At 63.2% G+C, this 25,417-nt stretch carries 23 protein-coding genes; 8 read left to right on the top strand and 15 right to left on the bottom strand.

All coding sequences use genetic code 11. The features are described from left to right. Nucleotides 1-128 precede the first annotated feature (128 nt). Nucleotides 129-542: a lactoylglutathione lyase gene (gene gloA / locus LCM4577_RS07220; protein ID WP_040990523.1), complete on the top strand. Its 414-nt coding sequence runs from the start codon at nt 129-131 to the stop codon at nt 540-542. A gap of 83 nt (nt 543-625) precedes the next feature. Here gloA and LCM4577_RS07225 read toward each other — a convergent pair whose 3' ends face one another. From LCM4577_RS07225 to LCM4577_RS07240, 4 genes are all read right to left on the bottom strand, one after another. Next, on the bottom strand, nt 626-1,594 hold the full coding sequence (locus tag LCM4577_RS07225) for an ABC transporter permease (RefSeq protein WP_041004218.1): 969 nt from the start codon (nt 1,592-1,594) through the stop codon (nt 626-628). Nucleotides 1,595-1,598: 4 nt separating this feature from the next. After that, nucleotides 1,599-3,101, bottom strand: coding sequence for a sugar ABC transporter ATP-binding protein (locus LCM4577_RS07230; RefSeq protein WP_041004403.1), 1,503 nt, complete (start codon nt 3,099-3,101; stop codon nt 1,599-1,601). Between the two features lie 5 nt (nt 3,102-3,106). Next, nucleotides 3,107-4,090, bottom strand: coding sequence for an ABC transporter permease (locus tag LCM4577_RS07235; protein ID WP_041010133.1), 984 nt, complete (start codon nt 4,088-4,090; stop codon nt 3,107-3,109). Nucleotides 4,091-4,244: 154 nt separating this feature from the next. Then, nucleotides 4,245-5,327, bottom strand: coding sequence for a sugar ABC transporter substrate-binding protein (locus tag LCM4577_RS07240; protein WP_041010136.1), 1,083 nt, complete (start codon nt 5,325-5,327; stop codon nt 4,245-4,247). Nucleotides 5,328-5,537: 210 nt separating this feature from the next. On the opposite strand from LCM4577_RS07240, the gene LCM4577_RS07245 reads away from it, so the two are divergent. Continuing rightward, complete coding sequence (locus LCM4577_RS07245; protein WP_041010138.1) at nt 5,538-7,130, top strand: GMC family oxidoreductase; 1,593 nt, start codon at nt 5,538-5,540, stop codon at nt 7,128-7,130. 35 nt (nt 7,131-7,165) lie between these two features. Here LCM4577_RS07245 and LCM4577_RS07250 read toward each other — a convergent pair whose 3' ends face one another. The 5 genes from LCM4577_RS07250 to LCM4577_RS07270 form a co-directional block, all read right to left on the bottom strand. Continuing rightward, nucleotides 7,166-8,215: an ABC transporter ATP-binding protein gene (locus LCM4577_RS07250; protein ID WP_071070458.1), complete on the bottom strand. Its 1,050-nt coding sequence runs from the start codon at nt 8,213-8,215 to the stop codon at nt 7,166-7,168. Nucleotides 8,216-8,241: 26 nt separating this feature from the next. Beyond that, nucleotides 8,242-8,997, bottom strand: coding sequence for a dimethylmenaquinone methyltransferase (locus LCM4577_RS07255; RefSeq protein ID WP_041010140.1), 756 nt, complete (start codon nt 8,995-8,997; stop codon nt 8,242-8,244). A 99-nt stretch (nt 8,998-9,096) separates the two neighbouring features. Continuing rightward, the gene (locus LCM4577_RS07260; RefSeq protein WP_052458270.1) at nt 9,097-9,975 is read right to left on the bottom strand and encodes a carbohydrate ABC transporter permease; all 879 of its coding nucleotides are present in this window, start codon (nt 9,973-9,975) and stop codon (nt 9,097-9,099) included. Next, nucleotides 9,972-10,895: a carbohydrate ABC transporter permease gene (locus tag LCM4577_RS07265; protein ID WP_052467952.1), complete on the bottom strand. Its 924-nt coding sequence runs from the start codon at nt 10,893-10,895 to the stop codon at nt 9,972-9,974. The genes LCM4577_RS07260 and LCM4577_RS07265 overlap by 4 nt, the downstream gene beginning before the upstream one ends. Before the next feature lie 2 nt (nt 10,896-10,897). Next, nucleotides 10,898-12,178 (bottom strand): ABC transporter substrate-binding protein, encoded by a 1,281-nt coding sequence (locus LCM4577_RS07270; protein WP_071070461.1) that lies wholly within the window; start codon nt 12,176-12,178, stop codon nt 10,898-10,900. A gap of 346 nt (nt 12,179-12,524) precedes the next feature. Here LCM4577_RS07270 and LCM4577_RS07275 point away from each other — a divergent pair, with 346 nt between their 5' ends. Next, nucleotides 12,525-13,220 (top strand): FadR/GntR family transcriptional regulator, encoded by a 696-nt coding sequence (locus LCM4577_RS07275; protein WP_244508237.1) that lies wholly within the window; start codon nt 12,525-12,527, stop codon nt 13,218-13,220. A 79-nt stretch (nt 13,221-13,299) separates the two neighbouring features. Here LCM4577_RS07275 and LCM4577_RS07280 read toward each other — a convergent pair whose 3' ends face one another. Then, a complete protein-coding gene (locus LCM4577_RS07280; RefSeq protein WP_071070462.1) occupies nt 13,300-14,286 on the bottom strand; it encodes an aldo/keto reductase in 987 nt (328 codons plus the stop codon). A 292-nt stretch (nt 14,287-14,578) separates the two neighbouring features. Between LCM4577_RS07280 and LCM4577_RS07285 the strand changes: the two genes are divergently transcribed. Both LCM4577_RS07285 and LCM4577_RS07290 read left to right on the top strand, forming a co-directional pair. Then, the gene (locus tag LCM4577_RS07285) at nt 14,579-15,736 is read left to right on the top strand and encodes a mandelate racemase/muconate lactonizing enzyme family protein (protein WP_071070463.1); all 1,158 of its coding nucleotides are present in this window, start codon (nt 14,579-14,581) and stop codon (nt 15,734-15,736) included. Nucleotides 15,737-15,800: 64 nt separating this feature from the next. Next, complete coding sequence (locus LCM4577_RS07290; protein WP_071070464.1) at nt 15,801-16,685, top strand: NAD(P)-dependent oxidoreductase; 885 nt, start codon at nt 15,801-15,803, stop codon at nt 16,683-16,685. Between the two features lie 63 nt (nt 16,686-16,748). Here LCM4577_RS07290 and LCM4577_RS07295 read toward each other — a convergent pair whose 3' ends face one another. The 5 genes from LCM4577_RS07295 to LCM4577_RS07315 form a co-directional block, all read right to left on the bottom strand. After that, nucleotides 16,749-17,948 carry a mandelate racemase/muconate lactonizing enzyme family protein gene (locus LCM4577_RS07295; protein ID WP_071070465.1) on the bottom strand — a complete coding sequence of 400 codons (1,200 nt, stop codon included), beginning with the start codon at nt 17,946-17,948 and terminating at the stop codon, nt 16,749-16,751. Nucleotides 17,949-17,957: 9 nt separating this feature from the next. Further along, on the bottom strand, nt 17,958-18,284 hold the full coding sequence (locus LCM4577_RS07300; protein WP_040990771.1) for an NIPSNAP family protein: 327 nt from the start codon (nt 18,282-18,284) through the stop codon (nt 17,958-17,960). A 103-nt stretch (nt 18,285-18,387) separates the two neighbouring features. Next, entirely contained in the window at nt 18,388-19,746 is a 1,359-nt protein-coding gene (locus tag LCM4577_RS07305) for a mandelate racemase/muconate lactonizing enzyme family protein (RefSeq protein ID WP_071070466.1), read from the bottom strand. A gap of 55 nt (nt 19,747-19,801) precedes the next feature. Further along, nucleotides 19,802-20,968: a mandelate racemase/muconate lactonizing enzyme family protein gene (locus LCM4577_RS07310; RefSeq protein WP_071070467.1), complete on the bottom strand. Its 1,167-nt coding sequence runs from the start codon at nt 20,966-20,968 to the stop codon at nt 19,802-19,804. A gap of 48 nt (nt 20,969-21,016) precedes the next feature. Continuing rightward, nucleotides 21,017-21,727 carry a GntR family transcriptional regulator gene (locus LCM4577_RS07315; protein WP_040990502.1) on the bottom strand — a complete coding sequence of 237 codons (711 nt, stop codon included), beginning with the start codon at nt 21,725-21,727 and terminating at the stop codon, nt 21,017-21,019. A 216-nt stretch (nt 21,728-21,943) separates the two neighbouring features. Here LCM4577_RS07315 and LCM4577_RS07320 point away from each other — a divergent pair, with 216 nt between their 5' ends. From LCM4577_RS07320 to LCM4577_RS07330, 3 genes are all read left to right on the top strand, one after another. Continuing rightward, a complete protein-coding gene (locus LCM4577_RS07320; RefSeq protein WP_071070468.1) occupies nt 21,944-23,425 on the top strand; it encodes a sugar ABC transporter substrate-binding protein in 1,482 nt (493 codons plus the stop codon). 138 nt (nt 23,426-23,563) lie between these two features. Further along, on the top strand, nt 23,564-24,523 hold the full coding sequence (locus tag LCM4577_RS07325; protein WP_071070469.1) for a carbohydrate ABC transporter permease: 960 nt from the start codon (nt 23,564-23,566) through the stop codon (nt 24,521-24,523). Further along, on the top strand, nt 24,520-25,410 hold the full coding sequence (locus tag LCM4577_RS07330) for a carbohydrate ABC transporter permease (protein WP_071070470.1): 891 nt from the start codon (nt 24,520-24,522) through the stop codon (nt 25,408-25,410). Before LCM4577_RS07325 ends, LCM4577_RS07330 begins: the two co-directional genes overlap by 4 nt. Nucleotides 25,411-25,417: the final 7 nt, after the last annotated feature.

Consider the following 25,417-nt stretch of genomic DNA (forward strand, 5'->3'; position numbering starts at 1 on the left):
ACAACCACCAATCTTGTCGTGTTATCATACAACCCTGATTGAGAACATCAAGCGGCGTCATCGTACCCGCCAACCGTTTGATGTGGATGGTCAGAACGGCAAATCACTGAATTCGGAGGACTTTCCCAATGAGCGACGCTCCAGGCTTTCGCTATATGCACACCATGATCAGGGTTCTCGACCTCGACAAGTCGATCGCCTTCTACACCGAAGTGCTCGGCATGACCTTGCTGCGCCGCGACGATTACCCCGGCGGCAAGTTCACCAACGCCTTTGTCGGCTACGGACCGGAGGACAAAGAAGCGGTCGTCGAGCTGACGCTGAATTGGGGCCGCGAGGAGCCCTATGAGATCGGCACCGGCTTCGGCCATCTGGCGCTCGGCGTCAACGACATTCACGCCGTCTGCGCCGAGCTCGAGAAGCGCGGTGCCAAGATCCCGCGCAAGCCGGGGCCGATGCAGCACGGCACCACCCACATCGCCTTCGTCGAAGACCCGGACGGCTACAAGATCGAGCTGATCGGCCTCGACACGATGCAATGACTGCAGCCTGGACCGCACCGGCTCCCCGCCGATGCGGTCCCTCTGCGTCCGCGCTTGCTTGGGAGGCGGTGCGGATAGGTTCCTCACTTGATGACCGCGATCTTGCTGCGGTCGATGGTGATGGCTACGGCGGCGATCAGCACCGCGCCGAACACCATGTTTTCCAGGAAGATGTTGACGCCGACGAAGGTCATGCCGATGCGCACGATCGAGATGATCAGCGCGCCGACCGCTGTGCGCGCGACGCCGCCCAGCCCACCGGTGATGGCCGTGCCGCCGACGATGACGGCGGCGATGGCGGGCAAAAGCAGTTGGTTGGCAAGCACCGGCGAGCCGCTCGACAACCTGGCCGCCAGCACCACGCCGGCAATGGCCGCCAGCATGCCCGACGCGGCGAAGGCGATGATCTTGGTGCGATCGACATTGATGCCTGCAGCCCATGCCGCCGGTTCGCCGGCGCCGACCGCGATCGCCTGGCGGCCGAAGCGGGTGTAACGCAGCGCGAGGAAACTGACGACGCCGATCAGGGCCGAGATCAGCACTACCACCGGCAGGCCGGAAATCGTGGCGTTGATCCATGCGGTCTTTTCGCGTCCGGCTTCCTCGATGGTGATGGCGCGGCCGTTGGAGACCCAGAGCGCCAGGCCGGTAACCACGCCGCCGGTGGCCAAGGTCGCCACGAAGGACGGCACGCGCAGCTTGACATGCACGATGCCGCTCAGCAGCCCGAAGGCGAGGCCGGACAGGATCGCCACCGGAAAGGCGGCGAAGCCAAGCGAAGGCAGCAATTGCGCCAGCATCACGCTCGCCAGCGAGGCGACCGCCTGGATCGACAGGTCGATGCCGCCGAGCAGGATCGCGAAGGTGACGCCGGTGGCGAGGATAAACAGCACAGCGGTGTTGGCGAAGAGCAGCGACAGCGTCTCGCCGGTCAGGAAACCTGGCGCGGCGATCTCGATGATCAGCAACAAGGCGACGAGCAGGACCAGCGGGATGGCGCCTTGTGTCCACTTGCCCTCGAACACCCGCTTTATGGAGAACGTCTCTTTCATCGGCCTATACCATCGCTCGCAGCAGATCGACCTGCTTCGGCTTGTTGCCAGGGCTCGCATCGAAGCGCGCGGTGATCTCACCGTCGCGCATCACCAGCACCTGATGCGACAGGCCGATCGTCTCTTCCAGCGTGTCGGAGATCAGAAGGATGGCCACGCCTTGCTCGGAGAGATCGCGCACCAGCTCGTAGACCTCTTCCTTGGCGCCGACATCGAGGCCGCGCGTCGGGTGGTCGAGCACCAGGATGCGCGAGCCCGCCGTCATCCAGCGCGCCAGCACCACCTTCTGCTGGTTGCCGCCGCTGAGCTTGCGGCAGGCAGCGTCCGGCCCGGGCGCCTTGATGCTGAGCCGCTTGATCCAGTCGGCGGCAAGCCGCCGCTCCTTGGCGTAGTCGATGGCGCCGTTGCGCATGACGCTCGAGAGGTCCGCCAGCGAAATGTTCTCGGCGATCGACAGGAACATCACCAGGCCCTCGAGCCTGCGTTCACGCGGCACATAGCCGATGCCCTTGCGCACTGCCGGTTCCGGCGACCCGAAGCGCACCGTCTCGCCGGCGATCTTCATCTCGCCGGCATCGTGCGGCAGGAAGCCGCCGACGGTGCGCGTGACCTCCTCGCGGCCGGAGCCGACGACGCCGGCGATGCCGACGATCTCGCCAGCCCGGATCGAAAGATCGACGCCGTGATAAAAGCCGTTCGCGCCAAGTCCCTTCGCCTCGACCATGACCTTTTCGCCCGGCGGCTGCTGGCGGACCTCGCGGTAATATTCGGCCTGCAGCCCGCGCCCGACCATGATCTCGTGCAGCTCCGGCGCGGTGACTTCAGCGGCACGGTGCTCGGCCACGACCGCGCCGTCCTTCATCGTGTAGACGCGGTCGGATATCGCCAGCACCTCGTCGAGGCGATGCGAAACGAAGACGAAGCTGGCGCGGGATTTGAGCGAGCGCACGCGCGCGAACAGCACGTCGATATCGGCGGCGTTGAGCACCGAGGTCGGTTCGTCGAGCAGGATGAGCAATGGGCGCTCGACCATCTCCTCCAGCGTCAGCGCCTTGGCGAGCTCGACCATCTGGCGCGCGGCGAAGGTCAGCTCGGAGGTGCGCGCGGTGACGTCGATGTCGACGCCGATCTTGGCGAGCTGCCGCCGCGCCGCCGCGTTCATGGCGCGCCAGTTGACGAGGCCGAAGCGGGTGAAGCGGTCTTCCTCGCCGAGATAGATGTTTTCGGCGACCGTGAGGTTCAGCACCAGCGACTGCTCCTGGAACACCATGCCGATGCCATGCCTGGCGGCGTCGCGGGCGTTGCGCAGCTTGAGCTGCTCGCCGTCCAGCGTGAGGCTGCCGCCATCCAGCCGGTAGCCGCCGGCCAGCACCCGCATCAGCGTCGACTTGCCGGCGCCGTTCTCGCCGATCAGCCCGACCACCTCGTTCGGCCGCACCTCTATGGACACCTCACGCAAGGCCTGGACGCCGGGGAAATTCTTGACGATGCCGTTTGCCTGCAGCATGGCGGTCACTTCACTATCTTGAGGCGGGCGCGGTCGAGCGACAGCGCCACCGCTGCGATGATCATCAGGCCCTGCACCGTCTGCTGGATATAGGGCGAGATGCCGAGCAGGATCATGCCGTTGGCCAAAACGGTGACGATCAGCACGCCTACAGCCGTGTTGACCACACCGCCTTCGCCGCCGGTCAGCGCCGTGCCGCCGACGACCACCGCGGTGACAGCGGCAAACAGCCTGCCGTCGCCGATGACGGCGTGCGACTGGCCGAGCTGGGCCGCTGCAAGCACGCCGGCAATGCCGAAGAAGAAGCCGGCCAGCGCGAATGCCGCGACGCGCACGCGCGTGACATTGACGCCGGAGAGCTTGGTCACATCCTCGTCGCCGCCGATCGCCAGTATGTGGCGGCCGAGCCGGGTGTGATACTGGATGACGGCGGCAAGCACGAAGGCGCCGATCGCGACCCAGACCGCCAGCGGCAGCCCGAGGAAGCGCTGCAGCGCCAGGTCGCGGATCGACGCGTCGTTGAGGCGGATGGCCGAGCCGCCGAGCATGTAGACCGACAGGCCAAGCCCGATGAACCACATGCCGAGCGTCGCCATGAAGGATGGGATGCGCAGCATCGTCTGGACGAGACCGCTGGCGAGCCCCATGATCGTGCCCGAGGCGACCGCCGCCAGCACGGCCCACCAGCCATAGTCGTTGCCGTTGCTGTCATTGGCGGCGAGAAGCACCACCACCATCGCCGCCACCGACAACGTGCCTTCGACCGAGAGATCGATACTGCCCATCAGGATGATGAAGGTCAGCCCCATCGCCAGCGTCAGCGGCACGGCGGCGGAGTTGGCGAGCCGCACCAGATTGCGCAGCTCGATGAAATTGGGATTGGCAATGGTGATGAGAACGCACAGAACGACCAGCACCGCCAGCGGCGCCAGGCTGCGCCAGCGCCTGCCGCCGAGCATGCCGGCGATGCGGCCGGGGAGGAATGTCATAAGCGTCGTCCGCTCGATGTCCGAAACGGACTTCAGGGGTTCTGTATCGATTGTCAATGAACCGCTTCCCGTCTGCTGGTGACGGCCGCCGCACCATCAAGGCGGCGGCTGCAAGAGGAGGCGGGCCGCCAGGGAGCAGCAGCCCGCCTGGCGGTCAGGCGCGGATCGCTCCGGTCACCCGGCCCCAGAGATCGTTCCAGTCCATCTCGGGCTTCGACTCGACATTGGTCTTGTAATATTCCTCGACATTGTCATGCGAGATCAGCACCGCCTTGCCGTAGAATTCGCGGTGCTCCGGCGGCTCCTTGGCCGGGTCGAACTTGCCGATCTTGGCGTTGTAGCCGATGGCAAGCCCCATGCCGCCCTGCCAGAACGGATCCGAGGTGACGGTGCAGGCGAACTCGCCGGTGCGCACAGCGTCGACCGCCGTCTTGATGCCGTCGACGCCGACGATCGGCACCTTGCCGGCGAGGTTCTCGGCGCGCAGCGCCTCGAGCGCGCCGGAGCCCATGTCGTCATTGGCGGCCCAGATGCCCTTGATGTCGTCGCCGAAGCGGGTCAGCAGATTGCCCATCAGGTCGAAGGCCTCGGTCGATTTCCAATTGGCGACCTGGAAGTCGAGCAGCTTGATGTCGGGATTGGCGGCAAGGGCCGCATCGAGGCCCTTCTTGCGTTCGATCGCGGCCGTGGTCGAGATCAGGCCGCCAAGCGCGACGATGCCGCCCTTGCCGCCGATGGCCTTGAACAGGATCTCGGCGATGGTCTTGCCGCTGGCGATGCCGTCGAACTCGATATGCGAGACATAGTTCGGGTTGAAATCCTTCGGGTGCAGGTCGGCCGGCTTGTTCCACTGCGTCACCACATAGGCGCCGGCCTTGGCGCAGGCTTCGACGATCGGGCGCGCATCTGGCGTGTCGTTGGGATCGGAATTGAGCACCATGTTGCCGCCGGTCTTGGCCAGCATTGCCTTGATGTCGGCAATGCCCTTCTCCGAGTTGCCTTCCGAGACCAGCGTGACGTGCTCCAGCCCGGCCCATTTGGCATAGGCCTCGGCGCCGGTCTTCCACACCGCGTGGTAGGGATTGGACAGCGAGCGGATCGACGTCACCAGCGTCGGCTTGTCAGCCGCACGCAACACTTTCGGCATCGCCAGCGTCGCCGCGCCGGCGGCAGCGCCCATCATCAGCGTCCGACGGCTGAGCGAGCCGGAAAACGTAAGAGCTTTTCCATCCTTCATTTTTTGAACCTCCCGATTGAAACTGTTCCCGCCCGGCGCTTGCGCAGGGAGCGCGGCCGGGGCCTCCAATTGACGGCTCGTCAAGTTCCTCCACTTGTACGATAACCCTTCAACACGGCAACCATACCCTTTCTCTTGACGTGGCACAAGCGACTTGAGATCGTCGCGCGTAAGGAGCGAAGTCGGATCTCGCCTCGGCAAGGAGCAGGAATGGCTGATTATATCATTGTTGGCGGCGGCTCGGCGGGCTGCGTTCTTGCTGCGAGGCTCAGCGAGGATCCCGATCTATCGGTGGTCCTGCTCGAGGCTGGCCCGCCCGACACCGACCGCTACATCCACATGCCGGTCGGCTTCTTCAAGATGACGTCGGGACCGCTGATCTGGGGTTATGACGCGGCGCCCGGCAAGGAGATCGACGGCCGCGTCATGGTCTATCCGCAGGCGCGCGTGCTCGGCGGCGGCTCCTCGATCAACGCCCAGGTGTTCACGCGTGGCTGCCCGCAGGACTATGACGACTGGGCGGCCGCGTTCGGCTGCGCCGGATGGAGCTACACCGATGTGCTGCCCTATTTCACCCGGTCCGAGGGCAACGACACTTTTGCCGGGTCCCGGCACGGCATCGACGGTCCGCTCGGCGTTTCCAGCGGCGCGCCGCATCCTTTGACCAGGATCTTCGTCAAGGCGGCGCAGCAGGCCGGCCTGCCCTTCCGCGCCGACTTCAACGCCGGCGAGCAGGAAGGCGCCGGCTTCTACCAGACGACGACACGCAACGGGAAGCGCTCGAGCACGGCGGTCGCCTATCTGAAGCCGGCGCTCGGCCGCAACAACCTGACGCTGCGCACCGACGCCACGGTCAGCCGCGTCGTCGTCGAGAACGGCCGCGCCGTCGGCGTCGAGATCATTGTCAACGGCCGCGCCGAGCTCATGCGCGCCGAACGCGAGGTGATCGTCACGTCCGGCGCCATAGGTTCCCCGAAACTCCTGATGCTGTCCGGCATCGGCCCGGCCGCGCAGCTAGGGCAGCACGGCATCAAAATTGTGCACGATCTGAAAAATGTCGGCCAGAACCTGCATGACCACATGGATGTCGACGTCGTCGCCGAGCTTAACGGGCCGCACGGCATCGACCGCTACAAGAAGAAGCGCTGGCAGGCCGTCGCCGGCCTCGAATACGCGCTCTTCGGCAAGGGACCGGTTGCCTCCAACATCGTCGAAGCAGGCGGTTTCTGGTGGGGCGATCGCGCGGAGAAGACGCCCGACATCCAGTTCCATTTCCTGCCCGGCGCCGGCGTCGAGGAGGGTATAGGCTCGGTCCCCGGCGGCAACGGCTGCACGCTGAATTCCTACCATGTGCGGCCGCGTTCGCGCGGCAGCGTCACTCTGCGCTCGGCGGACCCGCGCGACGCGCCGGTCATCGACCCCAATCCCTTCGCCGAACGCTACGACCTCGAACGCGCCATCGACGGCATCGAGATGAGCCGGGAGATCCTGTCACAGCCGGCCTTCGCCAAATACATCAGCCGCGAGCATCTGCCGGGCGCGGCAACGAAGGGCCGTGCGGCGCTCGAAGCCTTCGCCCGCGAGCATGGCCGCAGCGCCTATCATCCGGTCGGCACCTGCCGCATGGGCGGCGATGCCGACAGCGTCGTCGATCCCGAGTTGCGCCTGCGCGGCCTGCATGGCCTACGCGTCTGCGACAGCTCGGTCATGCCGCGCATCGTGTCGTCAAATACCAACGCAGCGGTGATCATGATCGCCGAAAAGGCAGCGGATCTCATCACTGGCAGGACGCCGCCGGCATAGCACACTCGAACCGGGACAGCCCGGAGAGGACAGGCTTAGTCTATCCTCCTGCAGCTCTGCGCGTCGAACAGATGCACCTTATGCATCATGATCTCCAGATTCACCTCCTGATCCGGCTTGAAGGGTGGCCGGTCCCGAATCTCCGCCATCAGGTCGACGCCATCGGCGGTTAAGGTGATTTCCTGCGCTTCACCAGTCGGCTCGACCACCTGGACTCTCGCCCTTGCGTGGCTTCCACCGACAGCGATGTGCTGGGGCCGAATCCCGTAAACCACACCTTGCCTATCCCCTGTCTCGTGCGGCAAGGGCAGGCGCAGGCCCTGCTCCGCGATGAATGCGCCACCCTGGATGCGACCGTTGATGAGATTCATTTCCGGTGAGCCGATAAAGCCTGCGACAAACAGATTGGCCGGATTCTCGTAGAGTTCGGAGGGGGTGCCGATCTGTTCGATGCGGCCTTTGTTGAGCACCACGATGCGGTCGGCGAGCGTCATCGCCTCGGTCTGGTCATGCGTGACGTAGATGCTGGTTCGTCCCAGCCGTTRGTGCAGCTTCTTGATCTCGGCACGCATCTTCACACGCAGCTTGGCATCGAGATTGCTGAGCGGCTCGTCGAACAGGAAGGCCGAGGGGGCTCGGACGATGGCGCGGCCCATGGCGACACGCTGGCGCTGGCCACCGGACAGTTGACGCGGCATGCGGCCGAGCAGGTCCTGCAGACCGAGGATTTCGGCCGCCATCTTCACCCTGGAGACGATCTCTTCCCGGGGAACCTTGGCCAGCCGAAGCGCGAAGCTCATATTGTCGGCCACGCTCATATGCGGATAGAGGGCATAGCTTTGGAACACCATGGCTATGTCGCGCGACTTGGCCGGCATCTCGTCGACGACGCGCCCGCCGATGCGGATTTCGCCAGTCGTATGCTCTTCGAGCCCCGCGATTATGCGCAGCAGCGTTGACTTGCCGCAGCCTGACGGACCAACCAGGACCACGAACTCGCCGCTGGCGATCTCGATGTTGACGTCGCGCAGAACTTCCACCGCGCCGAAGCTCTTGCCGAGCTGTTCTATCTCGATTGCTGACACCTATTCTTCTCCCGTACCGGCACGGCTCATTTTCGTTGAGCCTGCCGCCATGCGTGGTATTCAGCCTCGCCCTCGGGACTCAGCGGGTAGTATTTCCGCAGGTCTCCTCCTTGCGCGAGCCGCAAGCGCGAAAACTCTTCCCACTCGATATGCTCGCCCGCGAGCTCGACCAGCCTGGCAGCAAGGCCAACCGGCACGACGACCACGCCATCGTCGTCGGCGACGATGATGTCGCCGGGGATGACCAGCACGTTCGAGCAGGCGATCGGAACGTTGACGGCAAAGGGGACGATGTTGGTCTGGGCGTGGAAATTCGGCGTGACGCCCCTCACCCAGATGCCGATGTCGAGCGCCGCCGCCTGAGCGGAATCGCGAATGCAGCCGTCGACGACAACGCCGGCGCCGCCACGCCCGGCGAAATAGGTCAGCATCATCTCGCCGAAGATGCCGCTGCCCAGATCGCCGCGGGCGTCGACCACCACCATGTCCCCAGGCTGGGTGGGATAAAGCACGTGTCGGTGCAGTTGCCGCTCCGGCTCCTCATACTCCGTCTCGTTGTACAGATCCTCGCGCTTCGGCATGCACTGGAGCGTAAGGGCGGGGCCTGCCGCCGTGCTGCCAGAACGCAATGGACGCGGGCCGCGGATCTGCGGATCGCGAATGCCCATCTTGTGGTAGAGTTCGCTGGCCAGCGTCGCCGAACCGATCGCCGCCAGCGCGTCGACCAGCTCTCGCGGCGGCCGGGAAATGTCCTGTATCGCAGGTATCTGGTCAGCTTCCATTCCGTTTCCTCCAATGTGCGGTGAGGCGCCAACCTCATCGATCGTCACTCAGTCGCCCTCGGCGAAGCCGTCGAGCGCCCTGTGGTCTATGTCCGCTACTCAGCCGCGAACCGCGCCGGTGGTCAGGCCTTTGACCAGCAGCCCCTGGGCAAACCAGACGAACACCAAGGTCGGGATGACCATGAGCACGCCGGCGGCCGACATGGCGCCCCAGTCGATGCCGAACTGCGAGACGAAATTGGTGAGCCCGACCGGCAGCGTCTGCGCGGCCTTGCTCGAGGTCAGCGTTAGCGCGAGCAAGAGGTCGTTCCAGGTGAAGAGGAAGGTGATGACGGCGCTGGCGCCGATGCCGGGCGCAATCAGCGGCGCCACGATCTGGACCAGCGTGCGCACGGTGCCGGCGCCGTCCGACTGGGCGGCCTCTTCGATCTCTTTCGGCACGTCCTGAATGAAGCCCAGAAGCAGCCAGATGGCGACGGGCAGTTTGGCCGCCGTATGGCTGAGAATCAGCGCCCAGACCGTGTCGAGCAGACCCATGGCGGCAAACACGGCAAAGAGCGGGATGGCAAGCGCGATGACCGGGATCATGCGCATGATCAAAAGCAAGCCGAAGATCAGCATGGCGCCCGGCATCCTGAAGCGCGACAGCGCATAGGCGCAGGGAATGGCCAGCAGATGGACGAGGACGACCGTCGCGACCGAGACGATGACGGTGTTCCAGACATAGCCCATCGTGTCGTACTGGGCGAAAACGGAGACATACTGCGTCAGCGTCGCGGTCTCGGGAATGATGTGCACCGGAACCGAGAATATGTCGGCCGAGCTGCGGATCGAGGTCAGGAACAGCCACACCAACGGAAAGACGGTGAGGGCGACGGTCAGGACCAGCGCCAAATACTGACCGGCGATCCCCGCCGTGAACCGGCGGCGCCGCCGCTTTGGCTTGGCACGCGCGCCGACGATAACGGCTTCGGTCATATCGCCCTCCGTTTCGCAATAAGCCACGGCACTCCGTAGAGCAGGGCGAGCACGAACAGCGACATGCCCAGCGCGATGTAGGAGACTGCGGCCGCGTGTCCGAAATCCACCGCCTGAAACGCCAGCAGATAGGAATAGACCGTGAGCAGGTTGGTGGCGCCGCCCGGTCCGCCCTGGGTCATCAGCCAGACAACATCGAARGTGCGGAACGTGTCGATGATGCGCAGCATCAGCGCGATCATGATGACCGGACGCATCAGCGGCAGCACGATGTGCCAGAAGCGCTGCCATGGCGTGGCGCCGTCCACGGTGGCCGCCTCGAGCGGCTCCTGCGGCAGGGATTGCAGGCCGGCAAGGAACAAAAGCACCATCAGCGGCGTGTTCTGCCAGACATCGGCGACGATCACCGAGACGAGTGCCCAGGCCGGATGGTTGAGCCACGGGATGTCGGGCAGGTTGAACATGCGCAGCAACGCGTCGACCAAGCCGTATTGGGTGTTGAACAGCCAGCGGAAGTTCAGGCCGACGACGGCGGGCGCGATCATCGGCGGGACCAAAAGCAACGTGCGCGCAAGGCGCATGCCGCGCAATTTGCCGTTGACGAGCACGGCGATCGCCATGCCGGCCACCACTTCGATCGTGATGGAAACGACGCTGAAAATGGTCTGGTTTCGCAGCGCCTGGTTGAACTGTCGGCCGAAAAGCTCGTCGGTGTAGTTTCCGGTCCCGATGAATGGCGCCGAGCCGCTCAAATCCCAGCGGAAGAAGCTCATGATGAAGGAGTATCCGAGCGGATAGATGAGGATGGCCAGCATGACGAGGAGCGCCGGGCTGGCCAGTAGGTAGCCTCTCTGCCAGGTGTAGGGCAGCGGCGAACGTCGCCGGCGCCCTGGCGCCTGGTGCTGTGCGACGGCCGACATTCTCAGTCGTAAGCTCCGGCCCGGCGCATGATCTCTTCCGCTTCCGTCGCCGCCTGATTGAGCGAGTCGGCGGGCGAAACCTGATCGGACAGCGCCTGCTCGATGGCCGAGAACATCAAGGTGCAGACCTTTGAGAACCCGGCAAGCTTGGGCCATTCCTTGCCGTTCGCGATCGTCGTCTCGAGCTGCTGCAGCCATGTGGCCTGCGGGCCTTTCGCCGCGGCGATCACCTCCTTGGCAATCGCCTGGCTGCTCGGGAAGTTGGTAAACTGTTCGAACTGCAGCCGCTGGGCATCCGCACCGACCGTGTATTTGATGAACTCGACGGCGGGGTCCTTGCGTCCGGATTGGCCATTCAGCGCCATGGCATGGGAGATGGCGCATGAAATCGCTGCCTTGTCCCGCACGTAGGGAGCTGTCGACCATTTGCCGACGATGCGCGAGGTCTCCGGATTGGACAGGGTGGCGAAGGCGCCCGGCCAATCGAAAGTGGCATAGACCGTGCCGGACGAGAATTCGGTCGAGTTCTCGTTCCATTGATAACCAACGGCATCGGACGGCACGATTTTGTGCTTCTGGATCAGATCGCGGTAGAAGGTGAGCGCCTTGATGCCGGCTTCGGAATTGAATGCCGGCTTGTTCGCCTGGTCGACCCAGTCGCCGCCAGCCTGCCAAAGCAGGTCGCTGAAAGTGCGCTGGGCGGGATCGCCCTGCCCCGGCACGACAAGGCCATAGTGACCGTTGCCGGTGAGTTTCAGGCCGACATCGACGAGTTCTTCCCAGGTCTCGGCCGGCTTCAAGCCTTTCTCCTGGTAGATGTCGCTGCGGTAATACTGAACGCGCGCATCCATGTTGCGCGGAATCGCCGCCAGATTTCCCGTCTTGGGATCGCGCAAATATTTGACCGCGACCGGATAGAAATCCGCCAGTTCGGCGTCGCTGAAATAGCTGTTCAGCGGCGCGAAATGGTTGAAATAGGAATCGATCTGCGCCGTGTGGGTGCTGTAGACGTCGTACTGGCTCGAGCGCGCCGCGCTCAACGTGACCACCTTCGCCGTCAGGGGCGTGAATTCCAGAAGGTCGTAGCGAACCTTGATGCCGGTCTTGGCGGTGAAGTCCTGAACGATCTTCTCCCAGTATTTGGGATAGAGCGGGCCGCCCGTGATCAGCAATGCGGTGATCTCTTTGGCGTCTGCCCTGGCAACCCACGGCGCGGCAAGCGAGCCGGCCGTCACTGCCGCGCTCGCGGCCAGGAATTTGCGTCTCGATAAGTTTCCGGACATCACAATCTCCTCCTTGGTTTGACTGGTCGGTCCATCCAGGGACGGCCGACGACTTTCAGCCTCGGCAGCCAGCGGCGTGCTCCTCCCGCCGCTAGGCTGCGTGGATTGGTCCCGAACGACGCTTGCAACGTCCGGGCGATCGGCACTTGCGCTCCAACACGCCTCGCTCGGTTGCGCAGGCGTATCGATCGTGATCTCGGACGGCGGCGACAGAGAATGGCGGCTCGACACCGCCTCGATCCCTTTCCGCAGGCCGTGTTATAGGCTAGTGAGCGTTTTTATGAGATAAGTTGACTGCATATCTAGCTATCAGCCTATAAGCTTATCAGACAAGTGGATGTTAGTGATGGATACCGTCGAGGTCAAGCTTCAAACTTTGCCCAAGCAAGTGGCGGGCGTGCTTGCGCGTCGCATCGCCAGCGGCGGTGTCGCGGGCGGGCAGGGACCGTCGGAACAGCAGATCCTCCAGGAATTCGGGGTCTCGCGTGCGGTCGCGCGAGAGGCGCTGAAGATCCTGGCGTCGCTCGATATGATCGAGATCGCTCAAGGGCGGCGCGTGGTGCTGCGCCCAGCCGAGGAATGGGACTATCTCAGCCCATTGCTCATCGACTGGCTGCCGCCCGAGCAGATGCGCGAGATCCTGGCCGAAGCGCATGCGACGCGGATAATCATCGAACCGGCCATCGCCGCCATCGCGGCCAAGCATATGACCAAGGAAAAGCTCGAGCGTCTTGGCACCTTGCTGGCGGCGATGTCGGCAAGCGAGGACAATCCGGACGCCTATCTGAAGCTCGACCTCGATTTCCACATGGAGATTTGCCGGGCGGCGCAGAACAGGATTCTCGACCGTTTCATGTATTCGTCCCGGTGGTGGCAGATGGCGAGCAGGCGCATCAGCAATCAGATGCCCCATGCGCTTCCCTCCGCAACTGAAATGCACCGGGCGATCTACGAGGCGCTCGTGGCGCGCGACGAAAAGCGGGCCGAGGAAGCGATGCGCCGGCACCTCAAGAAGACCACCGCGGTCGGCCTGCCTCGCTGAAGAAGCGGCGCAGCCAGCATTTGCGCTGGCTGCGCCGCAGCGTGCCGGGAGGACACGTGAGCAATCCCGCAGAAGTGAGCTAGGCCCTCTTCGCTTGTTGTTCCTGGCGCTGGCGTGCGCGGAAACCGAACATGTCGCCCTTGTCCTTGATTTCCGCCCAGACGGGCGCGGTGATCCTGTCGATCGCGGCGATGTCCGCATCGGAAATCGTCCAGCCGGCGCTCTCGACGTTCTCCTCCAGCTCCTTGACGGTGCGAGCGCCGACCAGCGGCGAGCTGACGCCTGGTCGGCTGGTGAGCCACTGTATCGCAAGCTGCGGAACCGTCTTGCCGTAGCGTGCCGCGATCGGCTTGAGGAGGTCGACGGCGTTCACAGCCCGCTCATAGGTGCCTGGCTGGAACAGCACCGTCGTGCGCCGCTCATCGCCCTCGACGAATTTAGTGTCCGGTGACAGCGTGCCGGTGAGCAGTCCTTGGGCGAGACCGCTGTAAGGCATGACGCCGATATTGTGCTTGCGGCAATAGGGCAGCGTCTCAGCCTCAACCTCGCGCCATAGCATGTTGTAGGGCGGCTGGAGCACGTCGATGACGCCATGCTGACGGGCGCTGTCCATGTCGGCGACGCTGAAATTCGAGACGCCGACTGCCTTGATGCGCCCTGACGCGCGCAGCCGCTCCATCATCTCCATGGTCGGGCCGATCGGAAAATCCGAGTTCGGCCAGTGGACGAAATAGACGTCGACATAGTCCGTCCGCATGCGCTTCAACGAACCGTCGAGCGCCGCCTCGATCGCAGCGGGTTCGAGATGATTGGGCGCGACCTTGGTCGCGATGACTGCCTTGTCGCGGCGACCGGCCAGCGCCTCGCCGACGACCTCCTCGGCATGGCCGTGTCCGTAGGCCTCGGCCGTATCGATCAGCGTGGTGCCAAGCTCCAGGGCGCGTCTGATCACCCGGATCGATTCCTTGTCGTCGGCCGCGCCCCAAAAGGCGCCGGACATACCCCAGGTCCCCAGGCCGATCTCCGATACCTTCACCGGCGACGATCCCAGCTGTCGCTGTTGCATTCTTTTCCTCCCGGTTGGCGGCGTGAATGGGTCAAGCCCTGCGTTCATCGAATTTATACGCTTATATACTCGTCTAACAAGTGCCTTTCTGGAGAATCGCGATTCCTGATCGAGGGTCATGAATTCATCAAATAATTCAATGCTAGTGAGCGCCATCAAAGGTCCGCCGCGCAAAACCTTTCAAAGGGGGTTTACGTCTCAATATTCAATCTTGTATGCTTATTAGACAAGTTAGATTCTAGGCGAAATTTTGCGCCCTGCAAGCGCGGCGCCATGACGGGGAGAGGATCCGATGAAGATCGTGGACATCAAGACGGCGGTCGTCGCCTATCACGGCAGGGCAACCCTGATCCGGATCGATACGGACGCCGGCATCTCCGGCTATGGCGAAGCCAATCCCGATGCGGGCGCGGCCGCAATCGTCGGGCTGATCTCGGAGCTGAAGTCGGAGCTGATCGGCGAGGACCCGCGCAATGTCGAATATTGCTGGGACAAGATCCGCCGCGATCACGTGTTTTCCGGCGCGCAGGCCGGCGTCTTTCTCATCGCCCTCACCGGGCTCGAAATGGCGCTATGGGACGTGGCTGCGAAAGCCGCCGGCCAGCCGCTCTACCGCATGTTTGGCGGCAAGTTCCGCGACCGGATAAGGCTCTACGCCGATTGCGGCGACGGCGATGACGAATCGGGATCGCCGCAAGGATGTACGGCCCGCGCCCGCCGCATGGTTGAGGAGGGCTTCACCGCTCTGAAGTTCGACATCGACAATCTGCACCATCCAACAAAATTCGACCGGATGAACCACACCATCAACGGCGCGGAACTCCGCTTCATGGTGGAGCGTGTGGCGGCGGTGCGCGAAGCGGTCGGCCCCGACATCGATCTCTGCATCGACCTGCATGCGCGCTATGACGTGCTCAGCGCCAGCCGCATCGCCGCCGAGATGGAGCGCTTCAATCTTCTGTGGCTTGAAGAGCCGATCCCGGCGGAAAATGTCGAGGCCCTGAAGCAGATCAGAATGCGTACGAAAACGCCGATCTGCGTCGGCGAAAACCTCTACCTGCGCTGGGGCTTCCGCGAGCTGTTCCAGAATTACGGCGCCGACGTCGTCATGCCCGACGTGCCGAAATGCGGCGGCCTGGCGGAAAGCCGCAAGATCGCGAACCTCGCCGAGATGTACTACGTGCCCTTCGCGCCGCATCTGGTGTCGACGCCGCTGGGCACGATGGCGACATGCCATGTCTGCGCCAGCGTGCCGAACTTCCTGGTTCTGGAATGGCACGCGCTCGAGGAGCGGGAAGCATGGGACAGCTATGTCCGCTTGCCGAACGGCGCGAGGTCCATCGTCGAGGACGGGCATATCGCCGTGTCCGACGTGCCCGGCATCGGCATCGAGCTCAACATGGATGGCGTCCATAAACACGCCGTGCCCGGCTTCGGCATTTTTGAATAACGGATCGTCCGGCCTGCAGGCCGGATGCCGTTGTTCGATCGGATGAACCCGTTGTGAGGAAGCCATGGGCAAACGGATCGTTTTCACCGGCGGCAGCGGCAAGATCGGCCGCCACGTCATACCCTATCTGCTGAAACGCGGGCATCAGGTCCTGAACCTCGACCTGACGCCGCTCGATGTGCCGGGTGTCGACACCGTCATCACCGACCTTGCGGACGCCGGCGAAACCTACAATGCGCTGACGCTGCATTTCGGGTTCAGCGAGTATTTCGGCGGCAAGGGCCGCCGCCCGGTCGACGCCGTCGTCCATTTCGCGGCGCTGCCGCGCATATTCCTGCGGCCGGACAACGCCATGTTCGCGGCCAATGTGCAGTCGACCTACAACGTGATCGAGGCCGCCACCAAGCTCGGCGTCCGCAAGATCGTCACGGCTTCCAGCGAAACGGTCTACGGCGTCTGTTTTGCCGAAGGCGAACGCGACTTCTCATCGTTTCCGGTGGATGAGGATTACGACGTCGATCCGACCGACAGTTACGGCCTTTCCAAGCTGCTGGGCGAGAGGATCGCGCGGTCTTTCGCCTCCCGCACGGGAGCCGACATCTATGCGCTGCGGATCGGCGGCGTCGTCGAACCGCATGACTATGCCCGCTTTCCGGAATTCCTGGCCGATCCCTCGAAGCGGCGGCGCGACGCCTGGACCTATATGGACGCGCGCGATCTCGGCCAGATCGTCCACCTGTGCATCGAGAAGGACAGCCTGGGGTTCCAGATATTCAACGCCGTCAACGACAACATCGTGTCTGAATTGCCGACGGCGGAGTTTCTCAAGAAGCATGCGCCCAACATACCGGTCACCCGCGCCATGGACGTATTCGAAGGACCGATCTCGAACCGGAAGTTGCGCGACGTCCTCGGGTTCCGGCAAGAGCATGACTGGCGGACACAGTGAACTGATCGGCGACCTCACAGTCGCCGCAGTCCCCGGCACCCAAAGGCCGGGTTGCCAGGAAGCTCAGTCGAAGAAGCCTGCATCCTCTTCGTTGAGATATTTCCGTGCTGCTTCGGCGTCGATATCGAGGCCCAGCCCCGGCGCTTCCAGCAGATCCACCATGCTGTCCTTCACGATCTGCTTCGGCAGACCGATTACGAGGTCCTCCCACCAAGGGTCGGAGGCGCTGGGATATTCGAAGGCGATATAGTTCGCGGGCAAGGTGGCGCAGACATTGATCAGCGCGCCGAGGCCGAGCAGGCCGTTGGCGGTGCCGTGCGGCGCCATCAGGATCGAGTGCATATAGGCGTGCTCGGCGACCCATTTGAGCTCGGCAATGCCGCCTATGTCGGCCGGATCGGGGCCGATGACGCGCACGGCCTGGGTCTCGATCAGTTCCTTGAAATTGTGCCGCAGGTAGATCTGCTCGCCGGTATGGATCGGCGTCGAGGTTGAGGTGGTCAGCTCCCGATAGGCCTGGGGATTGACCCACGGCACATAATCGCCGGTCAGCATGTCCTCGAGCCACATCAGATTGTACTTCTCGACCGCCCTGGCGAACCTGATCGCATCGGGCAGCATCCAGCCCGGCCCGCAGTCGAGCGCCAGGCTCACCTTGTCGCCCAGCACTTCCTTCATCGCGATCACGCAGTCGAGCATGTGATTGAAACCGCGCTCGCTGATCACGCCCTGATCCATCGCGCCGTGATAGCCAGCCTTCTTCTGCGTCACGCCGTAGTGGAAACCCTCGACGCTGTCCTTCATGTTGGAGTGGAACGAGATGCCCTGCTTGACCATGAAGAAGTTCTGCGGCTGCTCCATCATCCATTTGACGTCGGCCGCGTAGTCCTCCGGCCGGTCGCCCGTACGCTTGCGGCGGATCGAGCCGTTATAGACGCRCACCTTGTCGCGCACCTTGCCGCCGAGCAGCTTGTAGACCGGCACACCCGCGGCCTTGCCGGCGATGTCCCACAGCGCGTGCTCGATGGCGCTGACCGCCGCGCCATAGGGCTTGAATGAGCCGCGCTGGCGGATCTTCAGCATCACCCGCTCGACGTCGGTCGGATCCTCGCCGATCAGCGCCTCGCGGAAATGCAGCACGAAGGGCTTGAGGTAGGTCTTGGTGAACTCGACCTCGCCAAGGCCATAGAGACCCTCGTCGGTGACGACGCGGACGATGGGGTGCTTGCCGATGACGGCGCAGCGCAGGTCGGTGATCTTCATGGCGCAGTCCTACTTCACAGACGAGAAAGCTGTCGGCGTGAGCAGCTGGCTGCTGATATTGGCAACGATCTGCCCGTCGCGCTCAGACTCGTCCTTGGCCCTGTGCCATACCGGATCGGTGACGAAAGCCGTCCATTTCGCCTCACGCTCGGCCAGCGATTCCCAGGCGAGGAAATAGGTGAGGCGATTGCTGTTCTCGCCGATCGCGGTGGTGAAAAACCCGGCCTGGCGGATGCCATGCCTCTCCCAGATGGCCAGCGTCTGTTCGGAAAAGCGCTTGAGCAAAGCCGGCAGCCTGCCCGGCAGGCAGTCATAGATACGCAGTTCGTAGATCATGGTTTCGTCCGTTTCTTTCTTCGCCTCTCCCTTGGGAGAGGTCGACGCGAATGGTCGGTCGGTGGCCCTGTGAGCCTGGGGGAATGAGGGCAAGGGGGCTGGGCTAACTCCAGGTCCGGTCCCAGCTATATTCATTGTCCCAATGCCCGGTGGATTGCCATATCCCCGTGACACCAGGCTGCAGATGCTGGCTGATCACCTCGTCGACCACATCGTCGATCCCCAGGCCCGGCTTGTCCGGAACGGTGATGAAGCCGTCCTCCACAAGCGGCTTGGGGAGGCCGGTGACGATGTCGTCCCACCAGTCGACATCGGCGGAATGGTATTCGAGCGCCATGAAGTTCTCGGTCGCGGTCGCGACATGCGCCGCGGCCATCGCGGCGATCGGGCTTTCGGCCATGTGGATGGCCATGGCGACGCCGTGGTCCTGCGCCATGTCGCCGATCTTCTTGGTCTCGAGGATGCCGCCGCTGGTGAGCAGGTCCGGATGGATGATGGAGACGCCGCCGCTCGCAAGCAAAGGCTCGAAGCCTTCCTTCAGGTAGATGTCCTCGCCGGTGCAGATCGGCACCGAGGTCGCCTGCTGCAGCTGCCGGTATTGCTCGGTGTATTGCCAGGGAATGACGTCCTCGAGCCATGCGGGGACATATTTCTCGATGCGGCGCGACAGGCGGATGCCGTCCTGCAGCGAGATGTGGCCGACATGGTCGATGGCCAAGGGGATCTCGTAGCCGATGACCTCGCGAACCTCGTGAATATACTGCTCGAGCAGGTCGATGCCCTTTTCCGTAAAATGCAGGCCCGTGAATGGGTGTTGCACGTTCTGCGCGTCATAGGCGAGATTGCGGGCCTTGCGTTCCTCGATCGTGCCGCCGCGGCCGCGCGGATTGGCGTGAAACCCTTCGAGCGCGCCGGCGGGCGCTGTCACAGCGCCCGGAATGTGGGCGATCTGCATCAAGCCCAGGTCCATCTTGAGGAAGGTGAAGCCGCGCTCCATGCGCGCCTTGAGGCGCTTGCCGGTCTCGGTGCCGCTCGGCTTCTCGGCATCCGTATCGCAATAGACGCGCACCTGGTCGCGAAACTTGCCGCCGAGCATCTGGTAGATCGGCACGCCATAGGCCTTGCCGGCGAGGTCCCAGAGCGCGATCTCGACCGCCGATACGCCGCCGCCCTGCCGCCCATGGCCGCCGAACTGCTTGATGCGTCGGAACAGGCGGTCGACATCGCAGGGGTTTTCGCCGAGCAGCCGGCTCTTCAGCATCAGCGCATAGGTGGCGCTGGCGCCGTCGCGCACCTCGCCAAGCCCGACAATCCCCTGGTTGGTGTAGATCTTCAGCAGCGCCGAGGTGAATGGCGCGCCGACGATCTCGGCCACCCGCATGTCGGTGATGCGCAGGTCGGACGGCTTGGAATTCGTGTTGACCTTATTGAGGGCCGCGTCGGCTCCATCCGTTTTTGGCATGGCCTATCCTCGTTCTGCTTGGCGGGGTTTGTCACCCGCATGCTGGGCCGGGTTGCTAGGCCAGCTCGATCTCGTGGGCCTGCAGGTAGTCGCGGTTCATCTCGACACCGAGACCCGGCTTCGTCGTCAGCCTGAGGTGGCCGTTCGAAACGTCGAGCGGCTTGTCGATGAGGTGGTCGTACTTGCCCAGGTTCCACTCCGAGGTCTCGAGCTTGTAGAAGTTGGGAACCGTCATCATCACCTGCGCTCCCGCGACCACGTTGATCGGTCCGGCGGCGTCATGCGGCGACACGGGGACGTAGTAGGCTTCGCACAGAGCGGAAATCTTCTTGAGCTCGGTGATGCCGCCGGTCCAGGTGACGTCGGGCATGATGTAGTCGGCGAGCTTGCCCTCGAGCACCGGCACGAAATCCCATTTCGTATGGCCGCGCTCGCCCCAGGAGATGGCGGCGCTGACCTTCTCGCGCACTTGCTTGAGGGCGTTGAGGCTCTCGGGCGGGCACGGCTCCTCGAACCAGTCGATCTGGCCGGCCTCCTCGAGGCTGCGGCAGAGACGAATGGCGGTCGGAACATCGAAGCGCCCATGCGCGTCGATGAGGATGTCGACATCGGGGCCCGCCGTCTCGCGGATGAGAGCGGTGAGCTCGGCGGCTTCGCGCTCGTCCTTGCGGGTCATGCTACCGTCGAGATAGCCGTCCCGCCTTTCGCGGGCCACGCCATCGACGCTGGGGCCCTGGTGGGGGAACGGATCGAATTTGAGCCCGGTGTGGCCGGACTCCACGATGTCGCGAATTTCGCGGACCACCGCCTCCTTGCTGGTGAATTTGGCCTGGTTGGGATGGGTGTATAGTGCGATTTCATCGCGCACCGGTCCGCCCAGCAGCTCGTAGATCGGCTTGCCGAGAACTTTGCCGCGGATATCCCAGAGCGCGATGTCGATGGCGCTCACACATTCCACGGCGGCGCCGCGGCTGCCCATGTAGGTGAAGCTGCGGAAGACCTTGTGCCATAGATGCTCGATGCGCGCCGGATCCTCGCCTGTCACGGCGGCGCCGATCTGCCGCAGGATCGTGCAGAGCGCGCGGTTGGCGAGCTTTGTCGTGGTGGTGATCTCGCCCCAGCCACTCACTCCCTCGTCGGTCGTCACTTCGACGAACAGGTACTCTCCCCAGTAGGAAGCGTCGGACTTGATCAGCCATGGCCGAATGCTCGTGATTTTCATCTGAACTATCCTCTCTGAAATGGCCAGGCTCACGACGTTGCGGATCCGCTACCCTGCCCGGGCAGCGCTGCGCGCGCGCATGTGTTCGAGAACATGCCGGCCGGAGCCCTCGACATGGCGAGCAATGAGTTCGGCCGCCTTGTCGGCTTCTCCCGATTTTACCAACGCGATGAGCTCGCGATGCTCGCGGATGATCGCGGCGCGACGGGCAAGCGTGAAATTGAAACGGCGGCTCACGGCCCGCAGCACTTCGCGGTGCTTCCACCAGAGCTCGGCTGCGTGGCGGTTGTAGTGCCGCTGGTACATCACGGTGTGGAAGGCGGTATCCAGTTCGCTGTGCCTGAACGTGTCGGCGAAGTTGTTCTCTTCGATCAGGCCCTGGAGCCGTTCGAGTTCGGCGATGTCCTCCTCGGTCGCCATCCCGACAAACCACCGCGTCAGGGCGGGCTCGATGAGAACGCCGATCTCGTAGATATCGCGGACAAAATCCTGATCTATAGGCCGGACGCGCGCGCCCCGGTTKGGAATGAAGGTGACGAAGCCCTCGCCGCGCAACAGCTGCAGCGCCTCGCGCACGGGATTGGTCGATGTGCCGTGGCGGCGGGCGAGATCGGTGACCACGAGCCGCTCGTTGGCAGCCAGCCGTCCCTCGATGATGTCTTCCCGTATCTGCTCGTAAAGCGAGGCGCCCTCGCTTGATGCCCCGAGAGCGTCAATCCCCTCGGGTGGCTCTGCTTTGAAATCGCTCGTTTCCGCCAAGGCCAGTCCCCCTTAGTCCAATACACGATCCGATCGATATCATGCACATCTTCGACAAACAATGTACGATTTGTTGCGTTGACAGCTATTCTGCGATCTGAAAACGTATGAAGTGATCGAAGGGATACATTAGGGCGGAGAAATATCCCCGGGATCGAACGACCAAGGACCGCTTGCCTCGACGCAGAGCGGCATGGGAGAAGCTGGAGGAGACCTATGAGGAGGATCACACGCGGCGGTGCCGTTCTGCGCGGCGCTGTTTCCACTGCTTTGACGATATCGCTGATGTCCGCTTCGGCACTGGCGGCGCCGCCGGTCGACCTGAGCAAGTGGTCGCCCGAATATGTGCGCTCGATTGCCGGCACGCAGGATTTTGACACGGCCGGCGATTGYGCCAAGGTCACGCCGCTCGACTACAAGGGGCGACTGACATTCTGGTATCAGGGCGTGTTCGAGGGCGACCCCGACCTGCTGCGCCAATACTACAAGGATTTCTTCGCAACCTTCCGCAAGACCTACCCGAACATTCAGCTCGAGGAACAGGCCCTCACCTACAACGACCTGCTCGACAAGTTCCGCACCGCGCTCCTTGGCAATGCCGCGCCGATGGCGGTCCGCCTGCAGATCCTGGGTGGTACCGAATTCGCGTCGAAGGGCTATCTGCAGCCGCTCAAGCCCGAGGACGTCGGCTATTCGACCGAGGATTTCTGGCCCGGCGCCATGAAGGCGGTGACCTGGGACGGCGTGACCTACGGCATTCCAACCAACAACGAGACGATGGCTTTCATCTGGAATGCCGATATCTTCAAGCGCGCGGGTCTCGATCCGGACAAGCCTCCGGCAACCTGGGACGACGTCGTCAAATATTCGAAGCAGATCCACGACAAGCTCGGCATTGCCGGCTACGGCCTCGTTGCGCGCAAGAATGCCGGCAACACGCCGTACCGCTTCATGCCGCAGCTATGGGCCTACGGCGGYGGCGTCTTCGACGAAGCGGCAGCGAACCCGACCTACAAGGACATCGAGCTCAACAGCCCGCAGAGCAAGGCGGCGCTGCAAGCTTCCTACGACATGTATGTCCGCGACAAATCGGTGCCGGTTTCGGCGCTCACCAACCAGCAGGCCGACAACCAGCCCCTGTTCCTCGCCGGCCAGCTCGGCATGATGATCTCGCATCCGTCCGACTACAACGTCATGCTCGACCTGCAGAAGAAGGCGACGGGCACCGACAAGGAGAAGGCCCAGACCGTCATCGACAATATGCGTTACGGCCTCATTCCGACCGGTCCCGACGGCAAGCGCGCCGTGGTGTTCGGCGGTTCGAACATCCACATCCTGAAGCCTGAATATGTCGAGGGCGGCAAGGTGGATGAGCCGGCGGCAAAGGCCATCATCTGCATGTGGACCAGCCCTGAATGGTCGTTGAAGATGGCCTATGCCGGCTCGAACCCGGGCAACCTCAACGGCTTCAAGACCAAATGGATGAAGGAGCGTCTGGACAGCATCAAGTTCCTCGATGTCACGACGTCGATGCTGCCCTACGGCATCCCCTTCCCGGCGCTGCCGCAGTCGCCTGAGATCATGAACATCATCGTCCCGGATATGCTGCAGAATGCCCTGACCGGAGCGATGACCGTCGACCAGGCGGCGGACGACGCGGCCAAGAAGGTGAAGGACCTGATGGGCGGCGGACTCTAGAGCATGACGCCGAAAAGCGTGAAGCGGTTTTCCGACGACATCATGCTCTGCTTCTTTGACTTGGAAGTCTGACCTGCGATCTCACCGGCTGCGCCGACAACACAGCCGGTTCGTTCCGATGAACAAGGGCACGCCAAAGTGACGATCGTGAGCGGCAAGGCCGAGGCTCGCAGACCATTGCAATCCGGCAGGTCCGATGTGCTCCGCAAGATGTGGGAGCATCGCRCCGACTATGCCTATGTGCTTCCGGCGATTGCCGTGATGCTCGTCGTCATAGCCTATCCGATCTACTACACGATCGAATTGTCGTTCTTCAACACGCCGCCCGGCCTGCAACTGCGTGACAAGATCTTCGTCGGTTTCAACAATTATACGGCCATCCTGACCAGCGGGGTGTTCTGGCAAGTCACCTTCAACACCCTGATCTGGACAGCCGCATCCACTTTCTTTTCCTTCGTCCTGGGGTTTGCCGCCGCGCTGGCGTTGCACCGCGACTTCATCGGTCGCGGCGTCCTGCGCGCCATCCTCATCATTCCCTGGGTCATCAGCGCCGTCGCTGCCTCCTATATCTGGAAGTGGATCTACCATTCGGATTTCGGCATCATCGGCGCGGTGCTGGTCGAGCTCGGATGGGCCGAGCGGCCACCCAATTTCATCGACAGCGTCTCAACGGTGCTGCCCTCGCTTATCGTCGTCAACATCTGGCGCGAGTTCCCTTTCGCCATGATCATGATGACGGCCGGTCTGCAGACGGTTCCCGAACAGTTGCTACGCGCGGCGAAAGTCGATGGGGCGAATGCCTGGCAGCGCTTCTGGCACGTCACCTTCCCGCATTTGCGCAATGTCTCGACGGTGACGATCCTGCTGCTCGCAGTCGCCAACTTCAACTCCTTCATCATCCCCTGGATCATGACCGGCGGCGGTCCGTCCAACGCTTCGCATATCTGGATCACCCACATCTATGAACTCGCCTTCGGCCGGCAGCGCTGGGGGGTGGCGGCGGCCTACTCCGTGCTCCTGTTCCTCATCCTGATGACGCTTGGCTATTTCTATGTCCGCGCGTTGAGCAGCAATGAGCGGAAGGAGGGGAACGCATGAGCACCATTGCCGAGACGGCCTCTCGAGACCAGATCCGTCGCCGCCAGCGTGTCGATGGGTGGCGATGGGCGGGGCGCCTCTTCCTCGTGTTCATGCTGCTCTACACGGCCCTGCCCATGGTCTGGATGCTGAGCACCTCGATCAAGTCCGGATTCGCGGCGATGCAATTCCCGCCGCAATTATGGCCCGACCAGCCTACCCTTGCCAGCTACCAGAAGCTGCTCGATCCGCAGAACAGCGTCGGCCAGGATTTCCTCCGCTTCTTCTGGAACAGTCTCATCGTCTCGACCGCCACGACCATCCTTTCAGTGATCGTGGCGGTTCCCGCGGCCTACGCGTTCTCACGCTTCACCTTCCCGGGTCGAAACTTCCTGTTCTTCGCCGTCCTGCTGCGCAACATGTTCCCGGCGGTGATCTTCCTGGTGCCGCTCTTCATCCTGATGCGGGCGATCGGACTGGTGAACACGCATGGCTCGCTTGTCCTCACCTACCTCACCTTCGGCCTGCCGCYGGCCATCTGGCTCTTGAAAGGCTTCTACGACAACATCCCGGTGCAGCTCGAACAGGCGGCGCGCATCGACGGCGCAACGCGGTTCCAGGCGTTCATGCTGATCGTGATGCCGCTCTCGACGCCGGGCATCATCGCCACCGCGATCTATTCCTTCATCGGCGCCTGGAACGAGTACATCTACGCCTACACCTTCCTCTCCAAGAACGAGCAGCTGACGCTGCCTGTGGGCATCCAGCGCTTCTTCTCAGAGAACACGACGGACTTTCCTGGCCTGATGGCGGCCAGCTTCATGATGAGCGTGCCCGTCGTGGTGCTGTTCCTCCTCCTGCAACGATACTTCGTGCGCGCCCTGACCGAGGGCGCGGTCAAGCACTAAGGAGCTG

The sequence above is a fragment of the Mesorhizobium sp. LCM 4577 genome, from assembly GCF_001854795.2.
In the GTDB taxonomy this organism is placed as follows: domain Bacteria; phylum Pseudomonadota; class Alphaproteobacteria; order Rhizobiales; family Rhizobiaceae; genus Mesorhizobium; species Mesorhizobium plurifarium.

Excerpts from the sequence above, each read along its gene's own strand:
- gloA (WP_040990523.1), top strand. The coding sequence starts at position 129 with ATGAGCGACGCTCCAGGCTTTCGCTATATGCACACCATGATCAGGGTT.
- LCM4577_RS07225 (WP_041004218.1), bottom strand. The coding sequence starts at position 1,594 with ATGAAAGAGACGTTCTCCATAAAGCGGGTGTTCGAGGGCAAGTGGACA.
- LCM4577_RS07230 (WP_041004403.1), bottom strand. The coding sequence starts at position 3,101 with ATGCTGCAGGCAAACGGCATCGTCAAGAATTTCCCCGGCGTCCAGGCC.
- LCM4577_RS07235 (WP_041010133.1), bottom strand. The coding sequence starts at position 4,090 with ATGACATTCCTCCCCGGCCGCATCGCCGGCATGCTCGGCGGCAGGCGC.
- LCM4577_RS07240 (WP_041010136.1), bottom strand. The coding sequence starts at position 5,327 with ATGAAGGATGGAAAAGCTCTTACGTTTTCCGGCTCGCTCAGCCGTCGG.
- LCM4577_RS07245 (WP_041010138.1), top strand. The coding sequence starts at position 5,538 with ATGGCTGATTATATCATTGTTGGCGGCGGCTCGGCGGGCTGCGTTCTT.
- LCM4577_RS07255 (WP_041010140.1), bottom strand. The coding sequence starts at position 8,997 with ATGGAAGCTGACCAGATACCTGCGATACAGGACATTTCCCGGCCGCCG.
- LCM4577_RS07260 (WP_052458270.1), bottom strand. The coding sequence starts at position 9,975 with ATGACCGAAGCCGTTATCGTCGGCGCGCGTGCCAAGCCAAAGCGGCGG.
- LCM4577_RS07270 (WP_071070461.1), bottom strand. The coding sequence starts at position 12,178 with ATGTCCGGAAACTTATCGAGACGCAAATTCCTGGCCGCGAGCGCGGCA.
- LCM4577_RS07275 (WP_244508237.1), top strand. The coding sequence starts at position 12,525 with ATGGATACCGTCGAGGTCAAGCTTCAAACTTTGCCCAAGCAAGTGGCG.
- LCM4577_RS07280 (WP_071070462.1), bottom strand. The coding sequence starts at position 14,286 with ATGCAACAGCGACAGCTGGGATCGTCGCCGGTGAAGGTATCGGAGATC.
- LCM4577_RS07285 (WP_071070463.1), top strand. The coding sequence starts at position 14,579 with ATGAAGATCGTGGACATCAAGACGGCGGTCGTCGCCTATCACGGCAGG.
- LCM4577_RS07290 (WP_071070464.1), top strand. The coding sequence starts at position 15,801 with ATGGGCAAACGGATCGTTTTCACCGGCGGCAGCGGCAAGATCGGCCGC.
- LCM4577_RS07300 (WP_040990771.1), bottom strand. The coding sequence starts at position 18,284 with ATGATCTACGAACTGCGTATCTATGACTGCCTGCCGGGCAGGCTGCCG.
- LCM4577_RS07305 (WP_071070466.1), bottom strand. The coding sequence starts at position 19,746 with ATGCCAAAAACGGATGGAGCCGACGCGGCCCTCAATAAGGTCAACACG.
- LCM4577_RS07310 (WP_071070467.1), bottom strand. The coding sequence starts at position 20,968 with ATGAAAATCACGAGCATTCGGCCATGGCTGATCAAGTCCGACGCTTCC.